Genomic DNA, 19,366 nt, shown 5'->3' with positions numbered 1-19,366 from the left:
ACTGTGCGTAAGTGGAAAAGGGTCGAGACCGCCGACGGTCTGCGCTTCCGCTCGGCGTTGGAGCCCCACGAGGCCGCACTGCTGTCGAGCCTGGGCACCTCGATGCTGGGCATGCTCGACGAGCGTGGATCGTCCGGGCCCACAGACGAACTCGAGATGATCACCGGCATGAAGACCGGTAATCCGCAGCCGCCCGAGGATGCCACGATGAAGCGTCTGCTCCCGGATTTCTATCGGCCGCAGACCGAGCATCCCGCCGGTTCGGGTACCGCCGAGAGCCTCAACAGTGCGCTGCGCGGACTGCATGAGCCGACCATCATCGACGCCAAACGCGAAGCGGCGCAACGTTTGTTGGACACCATCCCGGACGGCGGCGGCAAGCTTGAGCTGACGCAGGACGATGCCGAGTCGTGGGCCGCGGCGGTCAACGACATCCGGCTGGCGTTGGGAACCATGCTCGACATCGGTGCGCAGGGCCCTGACCAACTGCCCGCCGAGCATCCGATGGCCGGGCACCTCGACGTCTATCAGTGGCTCACCGTGCTGCAGGAATACCTCGTCCTCGGCCTGATGGGGAGATAGGACCAGATGGGCTCGATCACCGATGTCGGCGGCATTCTGGTCGGCCACCATCACCGCATCGACCCGGATGTATCGCTGGGTTCGGGATGGGCCTCGGGGTCGACGGTGGTGCTGACGCCACCGGGCACCGTCGGTGCCGTCGACGGGCGCGGTGGCGCCCCGGGCACCCGCGAGACCGACCTCCTGGACCCGATCAACACCGTGCGCCACGTCGACGCCGTGGTGCTGACCGGCGGCAGCGCATATGGGCTGGCCGCGGCCGACGGCGTGATGACTTGGCTGGAGCAGCAGGGCCGCGGGGTGGCGATGGACGGCGGCGTGGTGCCGATCGTGCCCGCCGCGGTGATCTTCGATCTGCCGGTGGGCGGCTGGGCGAACCGGCCGACCGCAGAATTCGGTTATGCGGCCGCCGCCGCTGCCTCGACCGAGTTCGCCCTGGGCACCGTCGGCGGCGGGGTCGGCGCCCGCGCCGGTGTGCTCAAGGGCGGTGTGGGTACGGCGTCGGTGACGCTGGACTGCGGCGTCACGGTCGGTGCCCTGGTCGTGCTCAACGCCGCCGGTGACGTGGTTGACCCGGCCACCGGTCTGCCGTGGATGGCGGGGCTGATCGAGGAGTTCGGACTGACGCGCCCGCCCGCCGATCAACTCGCGGCCTACGCCGACCATCACACCGAGCTGAGCGCGTTGAACACCACGATCGCGGTGGTCGCCACCGATGCGGCGCTGAGCCCCGCCGGGTGCCGCCGGGTGGCGGTCGCCGCCCACGACGGGCTGGCCCGGACCATCCAGCCGTGTCACACCCCGATCGATGGCGATACGGTGTTTGCGCTGGCGACGGGCGCGGTGACCGTCGAGCCGGACGAAAAGACCCCGGTAGCGATGTCACCGGAAACGGCGCTGGTGACCAAGGTCGGAGCTGCCGCGGCCGACGTACTGGCCCGCGCCGTACTGGTCGGGCTGCTGGCTGCCGAGCCGGTGGCCGGAATACCGACCTACCGTGGCATGTTGCCGGGAGCGTTCGCAGTGAAGGAATGGGAGTGATCAAGTGCTGGTGATCCGCCGGGATCTCGTCGAGGCCATGGTGGCGCATGCCCGCGCCGACCATCCTGACGAGGCGTGTGGGGTCATTGCCGGGCCGGACGGCTCCGATCGGCCCGAGCGCTTCATCCAGATGGTCAACGCCGAGCGGTCCCCGACCTTCTACCGCTTCGACTCCATGGAGCAACTTCGGGTGTGGAAGGCGATGGATGAGGCCGACGAGGCGCCCGTCGTCATCTACCACTCGCATACCGGCACCGAGGCCTATCCGAGTCGAACCGATGTCTCGATTGCCGCAGAACCCGATGCGCACTACGTGCTGGTCTCCACGCGGGACCCTGACGAGCACGAACTGCGCAGCTATCGCATCATCGACGGCGTCGTCACCGAGGAACCCGTCGACATCGTCGAGCAGTACACCTAGTCATAAGGAGGGCTCTCACATGCCTGTTTCAGTTTCGATCCCGACCATCCTGCGTCCGCACACCGGCGGGCAGAAGCGCGTCAGCGCATCCGGCGACACCTTGTCGGCCGTGATCAGCGACCTGGAGGCCAACTACTCCGGGATCTCAAGCCGGTTGGTCGATGACGGCAAGTTGCACCGGTTCGTCAACATCTACGTCAACGACGAGGACGTCCGGTTCTCGGGCGGGCTGGACACCGCGCTGTCCGACGGCGACTCGGTGACGATCCTGCCCGCTGTGGCAGGCGGATAGCCGATGGCACGGCACGACTCACTGCTGCAGGCCCTCGGGAACACCCCGCTGGTCGGGCTGCAGAACCTCTCGCCGCGTTGGGACGATGGTGAGGACGGGCCGCACGTGCGGTTGTGGGCCAAGCTCGAAGACCGCAACCCGACCGGGTCGATCAAGGACCGGCCGGCGCTGCGCATGATCGAGCAGGCCGAGCGTGACGGGTTGCTGAGCCCCGGCGCGACCATCCTGGAGCCCACGAGCGGCAACACCGGCATCTCGCTGGCGATGGCCGCGATGCTCAAGGGCTACAACATGATCTGTGTGATGCCCGAGAACACCTCCATCGAGCGGCGTCAGATCCTGGAACTCTACGGCGCGAGGATCATCTTCAGCGCAGCCGAGGGCGGATCCAACACCGCCGTGGCGACAGCGAAAGAGCTTGCGGCGGAAAACCCTTCGTGGGTGATGCTGTATCAGTACGGCAACCCGGCCAACAGCGACGCGCACTACTACGGCACCGGCCCCGAGCTGCTGGCCGACCTACCCGAGATCACCCACTTCGTCGCGGGGCTCGGCACCACCGGGACCTTGATGGGCACCGGCCGGTTCCTGCGCGAGAACGTGCCGGGCGTGCAGATCGTGGCGGCCGAACCGCGCTACGGCGAGGGTGTGTACGCGCTGCGCAACATCGACGAGGGGTTCATCCCCGAGCTGTACGACCCCGACGTGCTGACCACACGGTTCTCGGTGGGCTCCTATGACGCGGTGAAGCGCACCCGTGATCTGGTGACCCGCGAAGGCATTTTCGCGGGCATCTCCACCGGCGCGGTGCTGCACGCTGCGCTGGGGATGGCGGCAAAGGCGGTCAAGGCGGGGGAGCGCGCCGACATCGCGTTCGTGGTCGCCGACGCCGGTTGGAAGTATCTGTCGACCGGTGCCTACGCCGGTAGCCTTGATGACGCAGAGGATGCATTGGAAGGGCAGCTATGGGCGTGAGCGGGCAGGAATGACAACCTCGGGTCTACCCGCGGCCGGCGCACCGAAGAAACGTCCGGCATGGATTGTCGGCGGCGTCACGATCGTCAGCTTCGTCGCGCTGCTGTACGTGATCGAGGCCGTCGACACCGCCATGGGCCACCGGCTCGACCAGGACGGCATCCAACCCCTGCAGACCGACGGACTGTGGGGCATCCTGTGGGCGCCGCTGCTGCACGGCGGCTGGCCGCACCTGATCGCCAACACCGTGCCCGCGCTGGTGCTCGGCTTTCTCATGACCTTGGCCGGGATGGGGCGATTCATCGCAGCGACGGCGATCATCTGGATCCTCGGTGGCTTCGGCACGTGGCTGATCGGCAACATCGGCCTGCACTGCCCCTATGTGACCGTGCAGTGCACGAGCACTCACATCGGTGCGTCCGGCTTGATCTTCGGCTGGCTGGCGTTCCTGATCGTGTTCGGATTCTTCACGCGCAATGTGTGGGAGATCGTGATCGGCGTCGTCGTGCTGTTCGTCTACGGCGGTGTGCTGTTCGGAGTGTTACCCGGTAATGCGGGCGTGTCCTGGCAGGGCCACCTCAGTGGCGCCGCCGCCGGTGTATTGGCGGCATACCTGTTGTCCGGACCGGAACGTAAGGCGCGGGAAGCGAAGAAGAGCTCCGCCCGGCCGCGTCTGAGTGCATGACCGTATGAACGACCCACTCGCACCCGTCGGCATCTTCGACTCCGGCGTCGGTGGTCTGACCGTGGCCCGCGCGATCATCGACCAACTGCCCGACGAGGACATCATCTACGTCGGCGACACGGGCAACGGTCCCTACGGGCCGCTGACCATTCCCGAGATCCGGGCGCACTCCCTGGCCATCGGTGACGACCTGGTGGCCCGCGGCGTCAAGGCTCTGGTGATCGCCTGTAACACCGCGTCCTCGGCCTGCCTGCGTGACGCGCGCGAGCGCTACTCACCGGTGCCGGTGGTCGAAGTGATCCTGCCTGCGGTCCGGCGGGCGGTGGCCGCCACCCGCAACGGTCGCATCGGTGTGATCGGCACGGCCGCCACCATCGCCTCGGGCGCCTATCAGGATGCGTTCGCCGCGGCGCGTGACACCGAGGTGTTCGGGGTGGCCTGTCCGCGGTTCGTCGACTTCGTGGAGCGCGGGGTCACCAGTGGTCGCCAGGTGCTGGGTCTGGCCGAGGGCTATCTCGAACCGCTGCAGCGCGCCGAGGTGGACACCTTGGTGTTGGGGTGCACGCACTACCCGATGCTGTCCGGTCTGATCCAGTTGGCGATGGGCGACAACGTCACGCTGGTCTCCTCGGCCGAGGAGACCGCCAAGGACCTGCTCCGGGTGCTCACCGAACTCGATTTGCTGAAGCCGCACGAATCCGGCCCGGCCCGACGGGTGTTCGAGGCCACCGGCGATCCTGAGGCGTTCACCACGCTGGCAGCCCGCTTCCTGGGCCCAGGGCTGGACGGGGCGCGGCAGGTCCGGCGTCACGTGGGGGCCGGAAAATGATCTCCGTCGCCCAAACCGGCGATGTCTTGGCAACGTGCACAGCAAGCATGGCAAGCTAGACACTGTGCGATTGACCATCCTGGGATGCTCCGGCAGCGTTGTCGGCCCGGATTCGGCAGCCTCCGGCTATCTCGTCACCGCACCTGACACGACTCCGATGGTCGTCGACTTCGGCGGGGGCGTCCTGGGTGCGCTGCAGCGCTACGCCGATCCGAATTCGGTCAACGTGTTGCTGTCCCATCTGCACGCCGACCACTGTCTGGATCTGCCCGGCCTGTTCGTGTGGCGGCGTTATCACCCGATCCCGGCCACCGAGCGCGGCCTGATGTACGGGCCGGTCAACACCTGGGCCCGGCTCGGTGCAGCCTCCTCGCCCGAGGGCGGGGAGATCGACGACTTCACCGACATCTTCGAGGTGCGCAACTGGGAGGACGGCACCACGGTGCAGTTGGGCACACTCGACGTGACACCCCGGCTGGTGTGCCATCCGACCGAATCCTTCGGCATGCGCTTCACCGATCCGTCCGGGGCAACCCTGGTCTACAGCGGCGACACGGGGTACTGCGACGCGCTCGTCGAACTGGCCCGCGGGGCCGACGTCTTCCTGTGCGAGGCATCGTGGACACACGATCCGTCCCGCCCGCCGCACCTGCACCTGTCGGGCACCGAGGCAGGGCGCGCCGCCGCCGAAGCCGGCGTCGGTGAGCTGCTGCTCACCCACATTCCGCCGTGGACGTCACGCGAGGATGTGATCAGCGAGGCCAAGGCCGAGTTCGACGGCCCGGTGCATGCCGTGCTGAGCGGCGAGACCTTCGACGTCACCCGGCGGTGACCCGCTAGGGTTGGCGGGTGTCCAAGCGAGAAGACGGTCGTCTCGACGACGAACTGCGCCCGGTAACCATCACCCGCGGATTCACATCGCATCCCGCCGGATCGGTATTGGTGGAGTTCGGCCAGACCCGTGTCATGTGCACCGCCTCGGTCACCGAAGGGGTGCCGCGCTGGCGTAAGGGTTCCGGGCAGGGCTGGCTGACCGCCGAATACGCCATGTTGCCCGCCGCCACCCACGACCGTTCCGACCGGGAATCGGTCAAGGGACGCGTCGGCGGTCGGACCCAGGAGATCAGCCGCCTGGTCGGACGTTCACTGCGCGCGTGCATCGACCTCGGTGCGCTGGGGGAGAACACCATCGCGATCGACTGCGACGTGCTGCAGGCCGACGGCGGCACCCGCACCGCTGCCATCACCGGCGCGTACGTGGCGCTGTCCGATGCGGTCACGTATCTCGCTGCGGCCGGGCGGCTTTCCGATCCGCGTCCGCTGTCCTGCGCCATCGCGGCGGTGTCGGTGGGCGTGGTCGACGGTCGCGTGCGTCTGGATTTGCCCTACACCGAGGACTCGCGCGCCGAGGTGGACATGAACGTCGTCGCCACCGACACCGGCACCCTGGTGGAGATCCAGGGCACCGGCGAGGGCGCGACGTTCCCGCGCTCAACCCTGGACAAGATGCTCGACGCCGCACTGGCGGGTTGTGAGCAGTTGTTCGTAGTCCAGCGCGAGGCACTGGAATTGCCATATCCGGGTGTGCTGCCGGAAGGGCCCGCGCCCAAGAAGTCGTTCGGAAGCTGAGTGCCCTCGCTTCTTGTGGCCAGCCGTAACGCGAAGAAGCTGGCCGAGCTACGGCGGGTACTGGATGCGGCCGGGATCACCGGGCTGGACCTGGTGTCCCTGGCCGATGTCGCGCCGTTCGACGAGGCGCCGGAAACCGGCGCGACCTTCGAGGACAACGCTCTGGCCAAGGCGCGGGACGGGTTCCGTGCCACCGGATTGGCGTGTGTGGCAGACGATTCCGGTATCTCGGTGGATGCCCTGAACGGCATGCCGGGCGTGTTGTCGGCGCGGTGGTCAGGTGTGCACGGCGACGACGCCGCCAACACCGCGTTGCTGTTGGGGCAGCTGTCCGATGTACCCGATGAACGCCGCGGGGCGGCGTTCGTGTCGGCGTGTGCGTTGGTCTCCGCGTCTGGCGAAGCGGTGGTGCGCGGCGAGTGGCCGGGCACCGTCACCCACGAACCCCGTGGCGAAGGTGGGTTCGGGTACGACCCGGTGTTCCTGCCTTCTGGGTCCGTTCACACCGCCGCGGAGTTGTCTCCGGCGGAGAAGGACGCGGCGTCGCACCGCGGCCGGGCGCTGGCGTTGTTGGTGCCTGCGCTGCGGGAGCTGGCCGGGTCGTAGGGCGCATTGCCCCGCGGATTGTCACGCTGGAGTGGCTGTGGAGCGCCGGCGTCACTCCAGCGTGACAGAGAGGTGGACGGGCTTTCGTACGCCCTAGATCTCGAAGCGCTTCTTGAGGTCGAGGGTATTGAAGTGCTCGACGATGATGCCCAACAGCGGGATCGTGCCGGCGAGCAGCACGCCGATGGTCTTGCCGATCGGCCAGCGAACCTTGACCGCGAGGTTGGCCGTGAACAACAGGTAGATGAAGTACACCCAACCGTGCACGATGCCGATCCAGCCCGGAGGGTTGTCCACCTGCACGATGTACTTGAGCACCATCTCGTAGCAGAGGGCGATCAGCCAGATACCGGTCGTCCATGCCAGCACGCGGTAGCCCAGCAAGGCCTTGCGGATGGTCTCTTTGGGTGTCGAAACGACCGGCGTGGCCTCGGGGCCCGCTTCTGGTTCCGTCATCTATCGGTCCTGTCTTTCTTCTCGGGCTGGTCGGACTTGGCCAGCTCGGCGAGGTAGGCGTTGTACTCGGAGAGCTCTTGGTCGCCGGCGTCCGCAGCCGCGGACTTGGGACGCTCTGGCAGCAGGCCCGCGGGAATCTCGGTGACGTCTCCGCTGGGCCGCTCCGGTGGGGCGTCCTCGTAGCGGACGAACTTGTAGTACGCGTAGAAACAGAACCCGGCGAACATGGGCCACTGCAGGGCATAGCCCAAGTTCTGGAAGGTGCCCGAGGCGGATTCGTAACGCGTCCACTGCCACCACGCCAACGCCAGGCAGCCGGCGGCGCCGAGACAGACCAGCGCGATGAGCGCTGGTCTCCTACGCCGTGTAGTGGACATTCGTCCATGGTACGGCGCGGGTCTCGGGCGTCGAAAATACGTGCCTGGATGGGCGGTACGGGGCGCTTAGGCTTTTCGGGTGCTGCTCTACGACCTGCTCCTCGACGCCGCGATCGTCCAAGCCGAGACGCAAGCCCACCTCTCCGACCTCATCGGCGAAAATTCACCGTACGACGGGGACTGGAGCCTGGATCTCGGCGCCGGGGTGTTCTCGAAGGCCTCGACGAACGGAGCCGACCCATTTGTTGCCCGGGCCGAATTGCTCGGCTCCGCCGCGCAGGGACCTGGCACGTGGCTGTGGGCATGGGCGAACTCCGCCTACCCGCCCTCGATCGTTGAGAGCAGCGCACTGATCCGTAACTTCGGCGAGCAGTACGAAGTCGCCGAGTTGCGCGACGCAGAAGTGCCACTCGGTGAGGCTGAGCCGCGTGAGTTCGCGTGGTGGATGGGTGGGGTCGCGGCGCTCCTTCTCGGACAATTGCCCACCTACACCTTCGACGCCGACGGCTCCACTATCGGCGCAATTGTGCTGGCGGACGATCGGCTGCGGTTGCCCGAGCCGACCGTGCCGCGTCTGATGCGCAGCGTGGGCGAGGCGTTGCAGGCCCTGCCGGTCGCGCCCCGCAGCGTGTGGGCATGGGGTGATGTGCGCGGGGTCCAGGTCGACGAGATGCCGGGGGGCCTGCGGATCGCATTGCCCGACGGCCATGCCGAGTTCCGGTTCGACGAACAGGACAGGCTGATCGACATGTCGGGTCAGGCGCGTCCGGCCGATTAGACCTTGGGGCCGATGAACTCGTCGAGGCGAGTGGTGGCGGCCTTGCGATAGATCGAGACGACGTACTTGGTGGAACGCGTCCACGGGATGCCGAGGTGATCCAGCGCCGCAGTGAACAGATTGAGAATGTCCTCCGAGTGATTCGTGAAGTGGTACCGGATGCTCTTGACGCCGCGGTCGTTCGCGACCACCCGGCAACCGTCGCTGTGGATCAGGCCGCGCACGAACTCCTCGGTGGCTTGGTCCACGAGATCCTGCTGCCAGGGCTCGAGCCGGATTGGTCTGTTGTGCTTCCGGCCGGGTCCGTGTTGAGGAAACAGGCAGGGCCAGTGCTTGGAGTACTGGGACACCACGACGCACGCAGTTGGTTGTCGCTTGACCGACGCGTGCTGTGCAGGCATCAGGGTGTCGATGGCCATGCAACAGCTGTCGATGATCCCCGGGTATTTGCTATCAAGGGTGATCCTGAGCCGCCACGCCCGTGGATGTTGTGAGATGCATCCGTCGCCCAGATATAGGCCGAGTAGGTATGCATATTCGCGCGGGGCTAGCAGTAAGTAGTCGTGATCAACACCGCATGGCGAGCATGCACCGGGTAGTCGGACCCGTTTGTTTCGCCGGGTTCGCCAGTCGCGCACTGTCGGGCGCGGAATTCCTGTTCGCCGTGCAATGGCGCAGTCGTTGACGCCTGCTGCAATGAGTTTCTGAACTTCGTTGAATTCGCTTGCTGATCGCACATCGAGCCTCTCGACCTCCGATGGCTCCAACGTATCGCCCACCTCCGACAGATTCGGCTGTGACGTGGGTTGTACGATCAAGGCTCCGCGGGCGTGGCGCAATTGGCTGACGCGCCGGCTTTAGGTGCCGGTGTTCGAAAGAACGTGTGGGTTCGAGTCCCACCGCCCGCACTCTTCAGGCGTTCTCAAAGCTGGTACCGCACGCGGTACCAGCTTTCACGGTTGGTGGTCGCTTCCAGATCCGTCGCCGGCGGGCTCCCGACGCAGTTCGTCCCGCAGCGATGCGATCTCGGCACGCAACTCGTTGATGTGGGCAGCCGTCACGGCTGCGCTGGCGGCGTCGTCGACGGCCACGGTCTGCACGATCCACGACGCGATCGTCGCGGTGATCGAGCCGACCAGGCTGATCCCGCCGATCATCAGCAGCGCGGCGATGACTCGCCCGGTCGTGGTCACCGGATACATGTCGCCGTAGCCGACGGTGGTGATGGTCGTGATCGCCCACCAGATCGCGTCACCGAAGTTGGTGATGTGGGCGTCAGGGGCGCCGCGTTCAGTCTGGAGGACGGCCAACGACGCGACGTAGACGAGCAGGATCGCGCCCGAGATCGTGTACAGGATGACCTTGCCGCGGATCGCGTGGCCGACGGCTTTCTGGAGCACACCGATCAACACGATGAGGCGCAACAGTCGCAGCGGCCGCAGTAGAGGCAACACCACGATCGCCAGGTCGAACAGGTGGGTCCGGAACCAGTGCGTGCGGTCGTCGGCCAGATACAGCCGGGCCACATAGTCCACGGTGAACACGGCCCAGGTGACCAGAGTCGCCAGCTCGACAGCCCGCGCCGCCAACCCGTGCGGCTGCACCAGCACCTCCACCGAGTAGGCAGCGAGAAATACCGCCGCCACCGAGGCCAGCGGCCATTCGGCGCGTGCCTCCCACCTGTCGAGGCGCTGTTGCATCGTCATCGCAAAAGTGTGCGGTACAAATCCGCGGCCAGCTCATGCAACCCCATAGATCAAGCCGACGAGTTGCTCGATGTCCGTCGGAGATCGCCCAGGAGTTCCGCGCCGACAACGGACTGAGGCTTCTTCCGAGAAGGCCCTCTGACGTTGACTGGCCATGTTGGAATTGTGGCCATGACGCAGAACGAGGCTTTGGCCATGCCACTCGAAGAGGCGATGCGTACTCAACGGGCGATCCGTCGGCTCAAGGGTGATCCCATCGATGACGCTCTTCTGCTTCACATTCTCGAACTCGCGATGAAGGCGCCCACGGGTTCGAACGCTCAGAACTGGGAGTTCATCGTCGTCAAGGACCGCGAAGTCGTCGCGAAACTCGGCGGCTTGAATCGCCGAGCCTTGAAGTTGGGCGGACCGATCTACAAGCGCTTCGTTGTGCGCAATATGAATGACCAGATGCTGCGGATCGAGAAGGCGGTGCAATGGCAGGCAGATCATTTCGACGAGATCCCCGTCGTAGTGGTCGCTTGCCTCAAGGGCGTCATTCCGCTCTGGCCGTCGGTGGCGGTGAGCAGTGCCTACGGTTCCATTTTTCCCGCGGTGCAAAACCTCTTGCTCGCGGCACGTGCGGTTGGGTTGGGCGCGGCACTGATCACCATGCCGCTGTGGAGCAAGCTGTTGGCGCGCCGCGCCCTGGGTTTGCCGTGGAATGTCACTCCGTGCGCGGTCATCCCGCTGGGCTGGCCGAAGGGCAAGTACGGGCCGACGACACGTCGGCCCGTCGGAGAATTCGTCTCACTCGACCGCTACGGCAATCGAGCGTTTCTGTAGGCGGCGCGACTGGCCAGCAAAGCTCACACCGTCGTCACCGCGGACTCGTCGGGGTTGGCGGTCACGACGACGTGAACCTCGCTCGCGCCTTCATCCGACGCGATCACCAACTTGGTGGCGTTGGGGGCAGAGACGACGTGTCCGCCGGTGACCGTCACCTGATAGCCGTGGGGGAACTGGACGGCAGGGGTCGCGATCGTGGTTTCCGATCCCGCGGCGAAGTTGCCTGTGCCGTCGGCTCTTTGGGTGGAATAGGTGTAGTCGAACGTGCCGTTGTCGAACGACCATGATTTCGGGGTACCGGACGTTACCTGCGGATACGGTTGCGCGAGCGTCTTCAGGTTCGCGGTGTTGACGTTGTCACCCTCCGGCGGCAGGCTCGGGTCGTACACCAGCGCCTCTTCCTCCGGGGGAGCGAAGGTCGTGATGTCGCCGACGCCCGTGTAGCTCCATTCGGTCCAGCCGAACATGTGCTGGTCTGCGGGATCCATGGATCCGATGATGCGTGCGCTGTCCGAACTGCCGCCGAACTCGCTCATGAATGCCGGGATGCCATGGGCCGCCGCGTATGCCTGTGCATTGTCGGAGATCAGTTGGGCGTTCGGGAAGGAGCCCAACGGACCCAGCGACACGTAGTCGTAGGCGTGGTAGGACAGGACGCTGTTCGGGTCGTCGATGGTGCCCAGGTGTACGGGGAAGCCCAGGTTGGTGTCGGCGTCGGGTTCGAAGTACACCGTCGTGTTCGGATCGGCGGACCGGATCGCGGCATCCACCTGGTTGTAGAACGGGGTCAGCTGCTGAGCCGAGAAGAACGGGCTGCCGAACATGGTCGCCAACATCTGTGAGGCCCCCGGGTACGGCTCGTTCATGATCTCGTAGCCGACGACGCCGGGCTCATCCTTGAAGTAGTACGCCACGTGCTGCCAGGTCTGGGCGTAGTGGTTCTCAAGACCGACTCCATCGGGCGCTTCGGAGTTGGACCAGAAGGCATCCCAGGCGTGCTGCTCGGCGGGGTTGAGGAACTGGGTGAGCGGGAAGCCGAGAATCGGGTTGGGTAGTCCGCCGGTCTGCGTCGCCCACTCGGGTGCACCTTCGCCGCCGAATTTGGTGCCGTAGGTGTCCTGATGCATGTCGAGGATGACGTAGACACCGTGGGCGTTCAGCGTCTGCACGGTCTGCTGGATCGAGGCCAGGTATTCGTCGTCGTAGACGCCGGGTTCAGGTTCTACGGCGGCCCAGTTGATGCCGAGTCTCACCACATTGAAGCCGTTGTCCGCCAGGAACTGTGCGTCGTCGTCGCCGAAGCCGGAGGCGGAGGGCTCATAGGGTGGCACCTTGTAGACCATGTTGACGCCGTGCAAGATGACGACCCGACCCTCACTGTCGGTGATCCAATTGCCGGTGGTGCTCAGTGAGGTGTCGCCACTTGCCGGCGAGTCGGTCCGGATGCCGTAGCGGCCGACCGCTCCGTGCTCGCCGAACAGGCCGCCGTTGCCGCCCGCTCCGCCCAGCGCTGCGAGTTGTGTTGAAGCACCGCCTATTCCACCGTCACCTGCGTCGCCTCCGTCGCCGCCGCTGCCCAGCAGAGCCGCACCATCGCCGCCGTCACCACCACGGCCACCGTCGGCGCCGCTGCCTCCATCACCGCCGGCGCCCCCGATGCCGAACGCCAAACCGGTAGCCGCACCACCTTCGCCGCCGGCACCTCCGATCCCACCCGCGAGACCGTTGCCACCATCGCCGCCCGCGCCACCTAGGCCCATCAGCAATCCGCCGGCGCCACCGGTCCCGCCGTCGCTGCCGGCGCCTCCGTCACCGCCCCTCCCACCGTCACCCAGGAATCCGGCCGTGCCCCCGTTGCCACCGCCGGCACCGGCGACTGTGCTGTTCCAGCCGTCTCCTCCGTCACCCAGCAGCCATCCGCCGGCGCCGCCGTCGGGGTTGGCCGCGCTGCCGTCGGCACCGTTGCCGATCACGTAGGACCCGGCCACAGTGTTGATCGCGCCATCGACCTGCCGACCCAGGTCACTGTCGATCCAGTTCTGGATACCGTCGTGCACCGGCGTGTACACAGCCTGCTGGAACCATGCGGTCGCGTCAGTGGGGGATGGCTGTGCCTGGGCAGCAACAGTTTTCGCCGCACTTGAGGCGCCGGAGAGCTCGCGACGGGCTGCCGCCAGCATCACCCACGACAGTGGGGGATCAGCCGGGGCGGTCGGGGTGTTGCCGACTGCCGGGCTGTTCACCGCCGCGAACAAGTGCGAGATCGCCGTTGCGGCCGACTTGATCGGATTGTCCGGGGACGTGGTGGTCGATGTTGTCGTCGTCGGTGGCTGCGTCGCGGGTGGTGCCGCGATGCGGGCCGGAGCAGCGGCCTGCGTCGGCGCGGGGTCGGCCTTCATGCGCGACGCAGGTCTGGGTGTGCCGGTGTCAGCGGGCGTTGCCGTGTTCGGCGCCACCGCGGAGCGCGGGGCCCCAGGCCGCGTTGCGGCTCTCAGAGCCGATGGCGCAGTCGAGGGCCGGCCGGTGGTCTTCTTCTTTTTCGGCGTCGTCGCCGTGGCGTGCTTGCTCTGGCTGGAGGCTGCTTGCGCACGGTTCTGCAGCTCATGCGTGAGCCCGGTAAGGGCGTGCGACGCCTGATCCTCGGCGCGTTTGAGCCGGGCTCGCGGGCCGGTATCTGGCGCACCCGCACCTGCGGTGCCGCCGGTGCGACTATTCGTCGGACCGGCCGATGAATCGCTCGTTGTCGAGCCGTGCGGGTCGGCCCATGCCACCCCGATTCCCGAGGTCATGGCCACGCCGACCCCCAACGCGATAGCCAAACCGCCGACCCGACCGATGTACGCAGACGCTTTCACGCGGTCTTGTATACGTCGCCGAAACCAGAGGTGGAGCGGAATTCGCGAAATTTTTCCCGTGACGGGTAAAAATGTCCGGTTCGTGCCCGCCGATGGTTGTCGACCCCGACCCCACGGTGCGGGTAACTAGGCTGGCAGATGTGAGTGCCCACGATCTCGACAGCGGCGACGCTGTTGCAGCGCGAGTTCGGCGAGGGCGTCCGGCGCGGATCAACCGCGAGCAGATTGTTGCTGCCGCTCTCGGCGTCCCCCCGGCGGCGTTGACGATGCAGGCGGTCGCTGACGTTCTGGGCGTCGACCGGAAGTCGGTCAAGTACCACATCGGCGATCGCGAAACCTTGTTGGCGCTCATGGCATCAGCGGTGTTCGAGGCGGAATTCGATCGTGTCCCACCGCCGGTCGACGGCGACTGGCGTGATGTGTTGCGGTGGTATGCGTACCGGGCGCGCAATGCGATAGCTCAACTCGGGGTGCACGACGCGTTCCCGATGGAGGGCGCGATCGGCCTCGCGGCCTTGGACCAAGCCGAATACGTCCTCCACGCACTGGTCGACGCGGGCTTCGCCGTCGCGCAGGCAGGCCGGGCCGCCAACACCGTCGCCGAGTTGGCCCTGTCCGCGGCCCGCGATTCTCTGCTGCGCGCCGGGCGAGGTGTGCATCCGCAACACGAAGAGGCCTTGGCGGCCATACACGTTGGTGACGGAAACGACTACGAGTTGCTGCAGCAGGTTCTGGCGGCGATGTCGGCGGAACCTGACGAGGACGCGCAGCTGGAGTTCAACCTCGATGTGGTCATCGCCGGGCTGACGACAATGCTGTGAGCAAGCTGCCGGGGTGCTGATCGGTTCTGGCGTACAGACCGTATCGTTCCATCTCGTCAAGCGGCGATGGCGCACAGCGCGCTCGTCAGCACCGAAGGAGTCGATACATGGGCAAGCGGTTGATCGCAGTGATCCTGGCAGTGCTGGCGGTCGCCGCGGGCTGCGGCAAAAGCGACAACGCGGCCGCTGCGGTAGTCACACCCGGCCACGACCAGACCTCGCCGTCGGACGCCTACACCGCCTCCGCCGAGGAGGGACCCGACGAGAATGGGGGCAAGACCTGGGTCCCTGTGATTCGCGACAAAGCCGGTCAGGAGGTCTTCCACGACCATTCCTCCTACCGCACCCCGGGGGTGGTGATCACCTGGCTGCCCACCGAACCTGAACAGCTCTGGGTGTATTCAGGTGATGAAGGGGTCTACCGGATCGCTCCCGGCAGCCACGGTGGGTGGACCAGGAGCGCCGTCAAACGCGAGAACGTGCCGTCGGAGATATCCAACCTCTGGCAGTCTTCCCGTTCCTGAATGAACGCACCGCCCATCGGGTGCAGACTCGAGTGCGAGACGGAGGGAGAAACGATGATCGATGTCCTTCCTGACATGCCCGAGGGCGTGTTCGGTATTCGGGTGTCAGGCCGGGTGCGCGGTGATGACCTGCGCGACTTCCGGCCGACGATGGACGAATTGCTGAAGACCGGGGAGATCCGGATCGTCGAGGTCATCTCGCCGGACTACGAGGGCTTCGGGTCCGGTGGTCTGGTCGAGGATATGAAGCTCGGCTTCGGCGCGCTGCTCGAGCATCACTCGGCATTCAAACGGATTGCCGTTGTGTCCGATAGGGAGTGGGTCGCCCATGCGATGCACGCGTTCGCCTGGATGATTCCGGGAGAGCTCAAGGTATTCGGGCTGGGCGAGCTCGATACGGCCAAGGAGTGGGCTGCGGCCTGAGATCGAGCGAGTCGTGTCACGATGTCGGGCATGACGATCGTTCTGGTGCACGGCAATCCGGAGACTGACGCGATCTGGGGTCCGCTGGTCGATGCGCTTGGACGCAAGGATGTCGTGCGGTTGTCACCGCCGGGATTCGGGGCTCCGCTACCTGACGGCTTCTCGGCGACGTATGTGGCCTACCGGGACTGGCTCGAACGCGAGCTTGAAGCTATCAATGAGCCGGTTGACCTTGTCGGACACGACTGGGGTGGTGTGCACGTGGTGAACGCGATGATGCATCGACCCAACCTGGTGCGTAGCTGGGCAAGTGACATCGTCGGAGTGTTCGACGCTGATTACGAGTGGCCTGACATCGCCCAGGCATGGCGGACACCCGGCAAGGGCGAGCGGCTCGTCGAGAACATGCTGGGCGGCACGGTTCAAGACCGGACCGCCGTGTGGGCCGCGCTGCTGCCGGAGGACATCGCAGCGTCGATGGCACGCGCTCAGGGGCCGGATATGGGGCAGGCGACCCTTCGGCTGTACCGTTCGGCAGGAATGCCCGGTGACATGGCCGAAGCGGGCGGTGGGCTGGAGCGGGCGAGTGCGCGCCCCGGTCTTTCGCTACTGGCGACGGCGGACCCATACGTGGGGTCCGAAGAAATCCGGCGTCGCGCAGCCAGCCGAGCAGGGGCGTCCACCGAGGTGCTCGACGGACTGGATCACTGGTGGATGGTGCAGGACCCAGCCCGCGGTGCGGTGGCGCTTTCACGATTCTGGAAATCACTCGATTAGTCCCGGCCCGTGCCGCGGCGAGTCGGCGATCGCCAGTGTCACTCGTCACCTGCTCGGGCAGACGCGTCGAGCCGGATGTCCCACAGGTGGATGTGGCCGGGGATCTGCTGGTCCATGAAAGCTGACCAGTCCTCGTACCTGTCTGCATCGGCTTGCCACTGATCTGCCTCGACATCGCGGCCGACGCACCGCAAGGTGTCGGCCGCGTGGCGTTGCAGTGCTTGACCCAAGTCGTGCATACAGATTTCGTCGAGCATCCCGATTGCCTGCCGAGCGATGCCCTCGATGGTGTGATCCACCCGATGGTGCGCCACCGTTGCGAACCTCAGCTCGGCGACCGCCCAGTGGAACGCCGCGTCGGCAGCCCGCATCGGGTGGTACATCTCGTCGCGCTCGATCAAGTTGGCGGCCAGTTCCTGGGCGAGGGTGATCGACTCCTCTGACGGTGCAAGGAATTCGATCAACTTGCGAAACGTCCACAGCATCAACTCGGGCATGTCGGCATCGACTTGCCGGGCGAGCGCCACGGCCTGTCGGTAGGCGGATTCCGCGCCGTCGAGATCGTCCAGTTCCGTCAGGATGTCGCCGAGATCGATACACCGCTCTGCGGCGTGAACGATGTGGCCTCGCTCCATGGACGCATCCACCGCAGCGCGAAGATCCGCCGCCTGTTCGTCGAGCGGCTTCGGCGGCGGTTGCGTGGTGCGCACGAGGTCGTCGCGCTTCGTGCTGATCCGGCTGAGCTCGTCGGCGATCTCCGACACCGTGTCGAAATCCGAACCCTGGATCAACGCAGGATCGAGCATGTCGAAGACAAGCTTGCGTGCCTCGCTGTAATGATGCAGTGCCGCTTCCAGCTCTCCCGCTGCGAGCGCCTCGTCGCCCAGCTGTTCGAGCTCATCCGCTGACAGACGCGTCGGCTCGGTCATCGGACGACCTCCGATCCGTCGACGCCGGCGGCCAGCACGATGATGTCATCGAGCGCCTCCGACAACAGGATTCGATCCTCGGGGCCATCGCACTGTGCGGCCATCCGAGCCTGGACGAACAGCAGCTGCATGAGCCGACTGAACACAAGGTCGTCGGTGGTGTGGATCAGTGCCTGCACCGCCCGGTTGTCCCAGTTCACCACCAGATGCGGAAGGTCGCTGCACCCCGGCGAATCTGCGTCGATCTGGCCGTGACCGATGAAGACGGCAGGCAGGTCCGTCGATGGAAAACGGCGCACCACAACCCGACTACCAGACGCCTGCAGCGCGTGGCTGCCGCGCTGTTCCAGTGCCCCCACGGCACCGTCGGCGGACGGTACCGTCAGCGCCGCCACTTCGGACGCCGGATAGGCCCGTGTGACGGTGACCCCGGACATCACTTGCGGCAGCATGAGCAACACTTCCTGGTCCAGAGCGTGGCCCGCGTTGACGACGATCCGCCCGCCTGGGTTGAAGCTCGCGATGGTGCGAAACTCCTTGACCGACGCAGCGAAAAGGACGTTCGGGTTCCGGCTGACGATGTCGACCAGACGCAGGTGTCCTTCGGTTGTCTGCATGGTCAGCATCGGCAGCACGACATCGGCCAGCCCACGATTCTCCGCGTCGATGCAGTGCGTCGCAGCGGATCTGAGCTCGAGTTCGTTGTCCGTGACGAACTCGGCGAAGCGCTCGGGATCGGTGTCGGCCAGGGAACGCAGCCACTTCAGCGCCGCCTGCGCGAGCGCGCGTCGAGTCCCGGCCTGTACCGCGTTGTTCATGATGGCCTCGCGGCTGGCGGTCGGCTCAAGCTTGGTCGAGTTGACCACCGCCCAGGCGAAGAACGCCCATGACGGCAGCAGCGAGCCTTCGGCGTCATCGACAAGCATGTCGTTGACATAGACGCGATTGCGGCGGACGGAAGTGGTCCGGCGCGACGGAGTTCCGATGTACACCACGCCCTGTAGTCCCTGGGTCTCGTCGGCAATCTCGATGGCATCGAACTGCCTACCCACCCCGAGGCCGCCATAAACGGGCGAGACACCCTGCGACACACCCGACCGGTGAGCGCCGAAGTCGCGTACCCACGGATATTCACGCGAAACCTCCTTCGGGCCTTGGCTTGTCAGCACCTTGATGGCCACCGGAAGGAACTCGGCATACTTCTGCACGAGGGGGCTCACCTGCTCAGCCCGTGCCCACCCGATCATGTCCGGGCGCGGCTGCAGCCGCACGGTGGTGCCGACCGCCGCTTCGTCGGTGATGGTGCGGATCGTGTAGGTGCCGTCGCTGCGGCCCACCCACTCGATCGGGTCCGCGCCTGTCGCGCTTCGCGAGACGACGGTGATCTCGTCGGCAATCAGGAAGCAGCTCAGCAAGCCGATCCCGAATTGACCGATGTACGTCCGACGACTCCGCTGCAGTTCGTCGCTCTTCGAACTGGCACCGACGGTAGCGAGGAACTGCTCGACCTGCGCTGGGCTGACCCCGATTCCGGCATCGGTGAGTGCGAACTCGTCGGCGGGTGAGTGCGGCGAGGCCACTCCGTAGGGTGAGATCGTGATGACGCGTGGCGCAGGTGCGTCGTCAAAGGCGTCGCGGGCCGCGATGGCATCCACCGCGTTCTGGATCAGCTCCCGCACATAGACGCCGGGACTGGAATACAAGTTTTTGCTGAGTAGCGCGATCACCCCGCCGAGATTCACTCGGAAGTTCTGTTGTTGAAGCTCGGACATCCCCGGCCCTCCTGTGTCGGCTCGTTTGAGAACCGGACAGATTCGCACGGGGTACCGACA

General features: G+C 66.1%; 23 protein-coding genes and 1 tRNA gene. 17 read left to right on the top strand and 7 right to left on the bottom strand.

Annotated elements, in window-relative coordinates:
• The first annotated feature begins 3 nt into the window (after positions 1-3).
• The 10 genes from aosR to rdgB all read left to right on the top strand — a co-directional run bounded on the left by aosR (position 4) and on the right by rdgB (position 7,060).
• Positions 4-582, top strand: coding sequence for an oxidative stress transcriptional regulator AosR (aosR, locus tag AB0876_RS27600; RefSeq protein ID WP_491841007.1), 579 nt, complete (start codon positions 4-6; stop codon positions 580-582).
• A gap of 6 nt (positions 583-588) precedes the next feature.
• Positions 589-1,623: a P1 family peptidase gene (locus AB0876_RS27595; RefSeq protein ID WP_463794378.1), complete on the top strand. Its 1,035-nt coding sequence runs from the start codon at positions 589-591 to the stop codon at positions 1,621-1,623.
• Between the two features lie 4 nt (positions 1,624-1,627).
• Positions 1,628-2,044, top strand: coding sequence for a M67 family metallopeptidase (locus tag AB0876_RS27590; RefSeq protein WP_526043437.1), 417 nt, complete (start codon positions 1,628-1,630; stop codon positions 2,042-2,044).
• Between the two features lie 19 nt (positions 2,045-2,063).
• Positions 2,064-2,336, top strand: coding sequence for a MoaD/ThiS family protein (locus AB0876_RS27585; RefSeq protein ID WP_463794375.1), 273 nt, complete (start codon positions 2,064-2,066; stop codon positions 2,334-2,336).
• 3 nt (positions 2,337-2,339) lie between these two features.
• Entirely contained in the window at positions 2,340-3,311 is a 972-nt protein-coding gene (locus AB0876_RS27580) for a cysteine synthase (RefSeq protein ID WP_491841008.1), read from the top strand.
• A 10-nt stretch (positions 3,312-3,321) separates the two neighbouring features.
• Complete coding sequence (locus tag AB0876_RS27575) at positions 3,322-3,996, top strand: rhomboid family intramembrane serine protease (protein ID WP_463794406.1); 675 nt, start codon at positions 3,322-3,324, stop codon at positions 3,994-3,996.
• Between the two features lie 4 nt (positions 3,997-4,000).
• Positions 4,001-4,825: a glutamate racemase gene (murI, locus tag AB0876_RS27570; protein ID WP_055116107.1), complete on the top strand. Its 825-nt coding sequence runs from the start codon at positions 4,001-4,003 to the stop codon at positions 4,823-4,825.
• A gap of 64 nt (positions 4,826-4,889) precedes the next feature.
• Positions 4,890-5,657 carry a cyclic nucleotide-degrading phosphodiesterase gene (locus AB0876_RS27565; RefSeq protein ID WP_055116105.1) on the top strand — a complete coding sequence of 256 codons (768 nt, stop codon included), beginning with the start codon at positions 4,890-4,892 and terminating at the stop codon, positions 5,655-5,657.
• 17 nt (positions 5,658-5,674) lie between these two features.
• The gene (rph, locus tag AB0876_RS27560) at positions 5,675-6,454 is read left to right on the top strand and encodes a ribonuclease PH (RefSeq protein ID WP_055116103.1); all 780 of its coding nucleotides are present in this window, start codon (positions 5,675-5,677) and stop codon (positions 6,452-6,454) included.
• Positions 6,455-7,060: an RdgB/HAM1 family non-canonical purine NTP pyrophosphatase gene (gene rdgB / locus AB0876_RS27555; RefSeq protein ID WP_526043436.1), complete on the top strand. Its 606-nt coding sequence runs from the start codon at positions 6,455-6,457 to the stop codon at positions 7,058-7,060.
• A gap of 93 nt (positions 7,061-7,153) precedes the next feature.
• Here rdgB and AB0876_RS27550 read toward each other — a convergent pair whose 3' ends face one another.
• Both AB0876_RS27550 and AB0876_RS27545 read right to left on the bottom strand, forming a co-directional pair.
• On the bottom strand, positions 7,154-7,516 hold the full coding sequence (locus tag AB0876_RS27550; RefSeq protein WP_491841010.1) for a DUF3817 domain-containing protein: 363 nt from the start codon (positions 7,514-7,516) through the stop codon (positions 7,154-7,156).
• Entirely contained in the window at positions 7,513-7,893 is a 381-nt protein-coding gene (locus AB0876_RS27545; RefSeq protein ID WP_055116095.1) for a hypothetical protein, read from the bottom strand. Before AB0876_RS27545 ends, AB0876_RS27550 begins: the two co-directional genes overlap by 4 nt.
• A 79-nt stretch (positions 7,894-7,972) precedes the next feature.
• Between AB0876_RS27545 and AB0876_RS27540 the strand changes: the two genes are divergently transcribed.
• Positions 7,973-8,671 (top strand): DUF6882 domain-containing protein, encoded by a 699-nt coding sequence (locus AB0876_RS27540; protein WP_526043435.1) that lies wholly within the window; start codon positions 7,973-7,975, stop codon positions 8,669-8,671.
• Here the strand turns inward: AB0876_RS27540 and AB0876_RS27535 are convergent.
• Positions 8,668-9,090, bottom strand: coding sequence for an LAGLIDADG family homing endonuclease (locus AB0876_RS27535; protein ID WP_526043434.1), 423 nt, complete (start codon positions 9,088-9,090; stop codon positions 8,668-8,670). The two genes, AB0876_RS27540 and AB0876_RS27535, sit on opposite strands and share 4 nt — an antisense overlap.
• 405 nt (positions 9,091-9,495) lie before the next feature.
• On the opposite strand from AB0876_RS27535, the gene AB0876_RS27530 reads away from it, so the two are divergent.
• A tRNA-Leu gene (locus tag AB0876_RS27530) sits at positions 9,496-9,579 on the top strand.
• A gap of 45 nt (positions 9,580-9,624) precedes the next feature.
• On the opposite strand, the gene AB0876_RS27525 is transcribed toward AB0876_RS27530, so the two are convergent.
• Positions 9,625-10,377, bottom strand: a complete 753-nt coding sequence (locus AB0876_RS27525) for an ion channel (RefSeq protein ID WP_526043433.1) — start codon at positions 10,375-10,377, stop codon at positions 9,625-9,627.
• Between the two features lie 171 nt (positions 10,378-10,548).
• On the opposite strand from AB0876_RS27525, the gene AB0876_RS27520 reads away from it, so the two are divergent.
• The gene (locus AB0876_RS27520) at positions 10,549-11,202 is read left to right on the top strand and encodes a nitroreductase family protein (RefSeq protein WP_526043432.1); all 654 of its coding nucleotides are present in this window, start codon (positions 10,549-10,551) and stop codon (positions 11,200-11,202) included.
• Positions 11,203-11,225: 23 nt separating this feature from the next.
• Here AB0876_RS27520 and AB0876_RS27515 read toward each other — a convergent pair whose 3' ends face one another.
• A complete protein-coding gene (locus tag AB0876_RS27515) occupies positions 11,226-14,060 on the bottom strand; it encodes a glycoside hydrolase family 5 protein (RefSeq protein WP_526043431.1) in 2,835 nt (944 codons plus the stop codon).
• A gap of 140 nt (positions 14,061-14,200) precedes the next feature.
• Here AB0876_RS27515 and AB0876_RS27510 point away from each other — a divergent pair, with 140 nt between their 5' ends.
• The 4 genes from AB0876_RS27510 to AB0876_RS27495 all read left to right on the top strand — a co-directional run bounded on the left by AB0876_RS27510 (position 14,201) and on the right by AB0876_RS27495 (position 16,605).
• Positions 14,201-14,881 (top strand): TetR/AcrR family transcriptional regulator, encoded by a 681-nt coding sequence (locus tag AB0876_RS27510; protein ID WP_526043430.1) that lies wholly within the window; start codon positions 14,201-14,203, stop codon positions 14,879-14,881.
• A gap of 107 nt (positions 14,882-14,988) precedes the next feature.
• On the top strand, positions 14,989-15,405 hold the full coding sequence (locus tag AB0876_RS27505) for a hypothetical protein (RefSeq protein ID WP_526043429.1): 417 nt from the start codon (positions 14,989-14,991) through the stop codon (positions 15,403-15,405).
• 54 nt (positions 15,406-15,459) lie between these two features.
• A complete protein-coding gene (locus AB0876_RS27500; RefSeq protein ID WP_526043428.1) occupies positions 15,460-15,828 on the top strand; it encodes an STAS/SEC14 domain-containing protein in 369 nt (122 codons plus the stop codon).
• Between the two features lie 30 nt (positions 15,829-15,858).
• Entirely contained in the window at positions 15,859-16,605 is a 747-nt protein-coding gene (locus tag AB0876_RS27495) for an alpha/beta fold hydrolase (protein WP_526043427.1), read from the top strand.
• A gap of 38 nt (positions 16,606-16,643) precedes the next feature.
• Here the strand turns inward: AB0876_RS27495 and AB0876_RS27490 are convergent, their stop codons facing one another.
• The gene (locus tag AB0876_RS27490; protein ID WP_526043426.1) at positions 16,644-17,534 is read right to left on the bottom strand and encodes a hypothetical protein; all 891 of its coding nucleotides are present in this window, start codon (positions 17,532-17,534) and stop codon (positions 16,644-16,646) included.
• Positions 17,531-19,306: an ATP-binding protein gene (locus AB0876_RS27485; RefSeq protein WP_526043425.1), complete on the bottom strand. Its 1,776-nt coding sequence runs from the start codon at positions 19,304-19,306 to the stop codon at positions 17,531-17,533. Before AB0876_RS27485 ends, AB0876_RS27490 begins: the two co-directional genes overlap by 4 nt.
• Between the last annotated feature and the right edge of the window lie 60 nt (positions 19,307-19,366).

The sequence above is a fragment of the Mycobacterium sp. NPDC049093 genome, assembly GCF_040704635.1.
In the GTDB taxonomy this organism is placed as follows: domain Bacteria; phylum Actinomycetota; class Actinomycetes; order Mycobacteriales; family Mycobacteriaceae; genus Mycobacterium.
The sequence above is the reverse complement of the archived record's forward strand: the minus strand, read 5'-3'. Positions and strand labels throughout refer to the sequence as shown.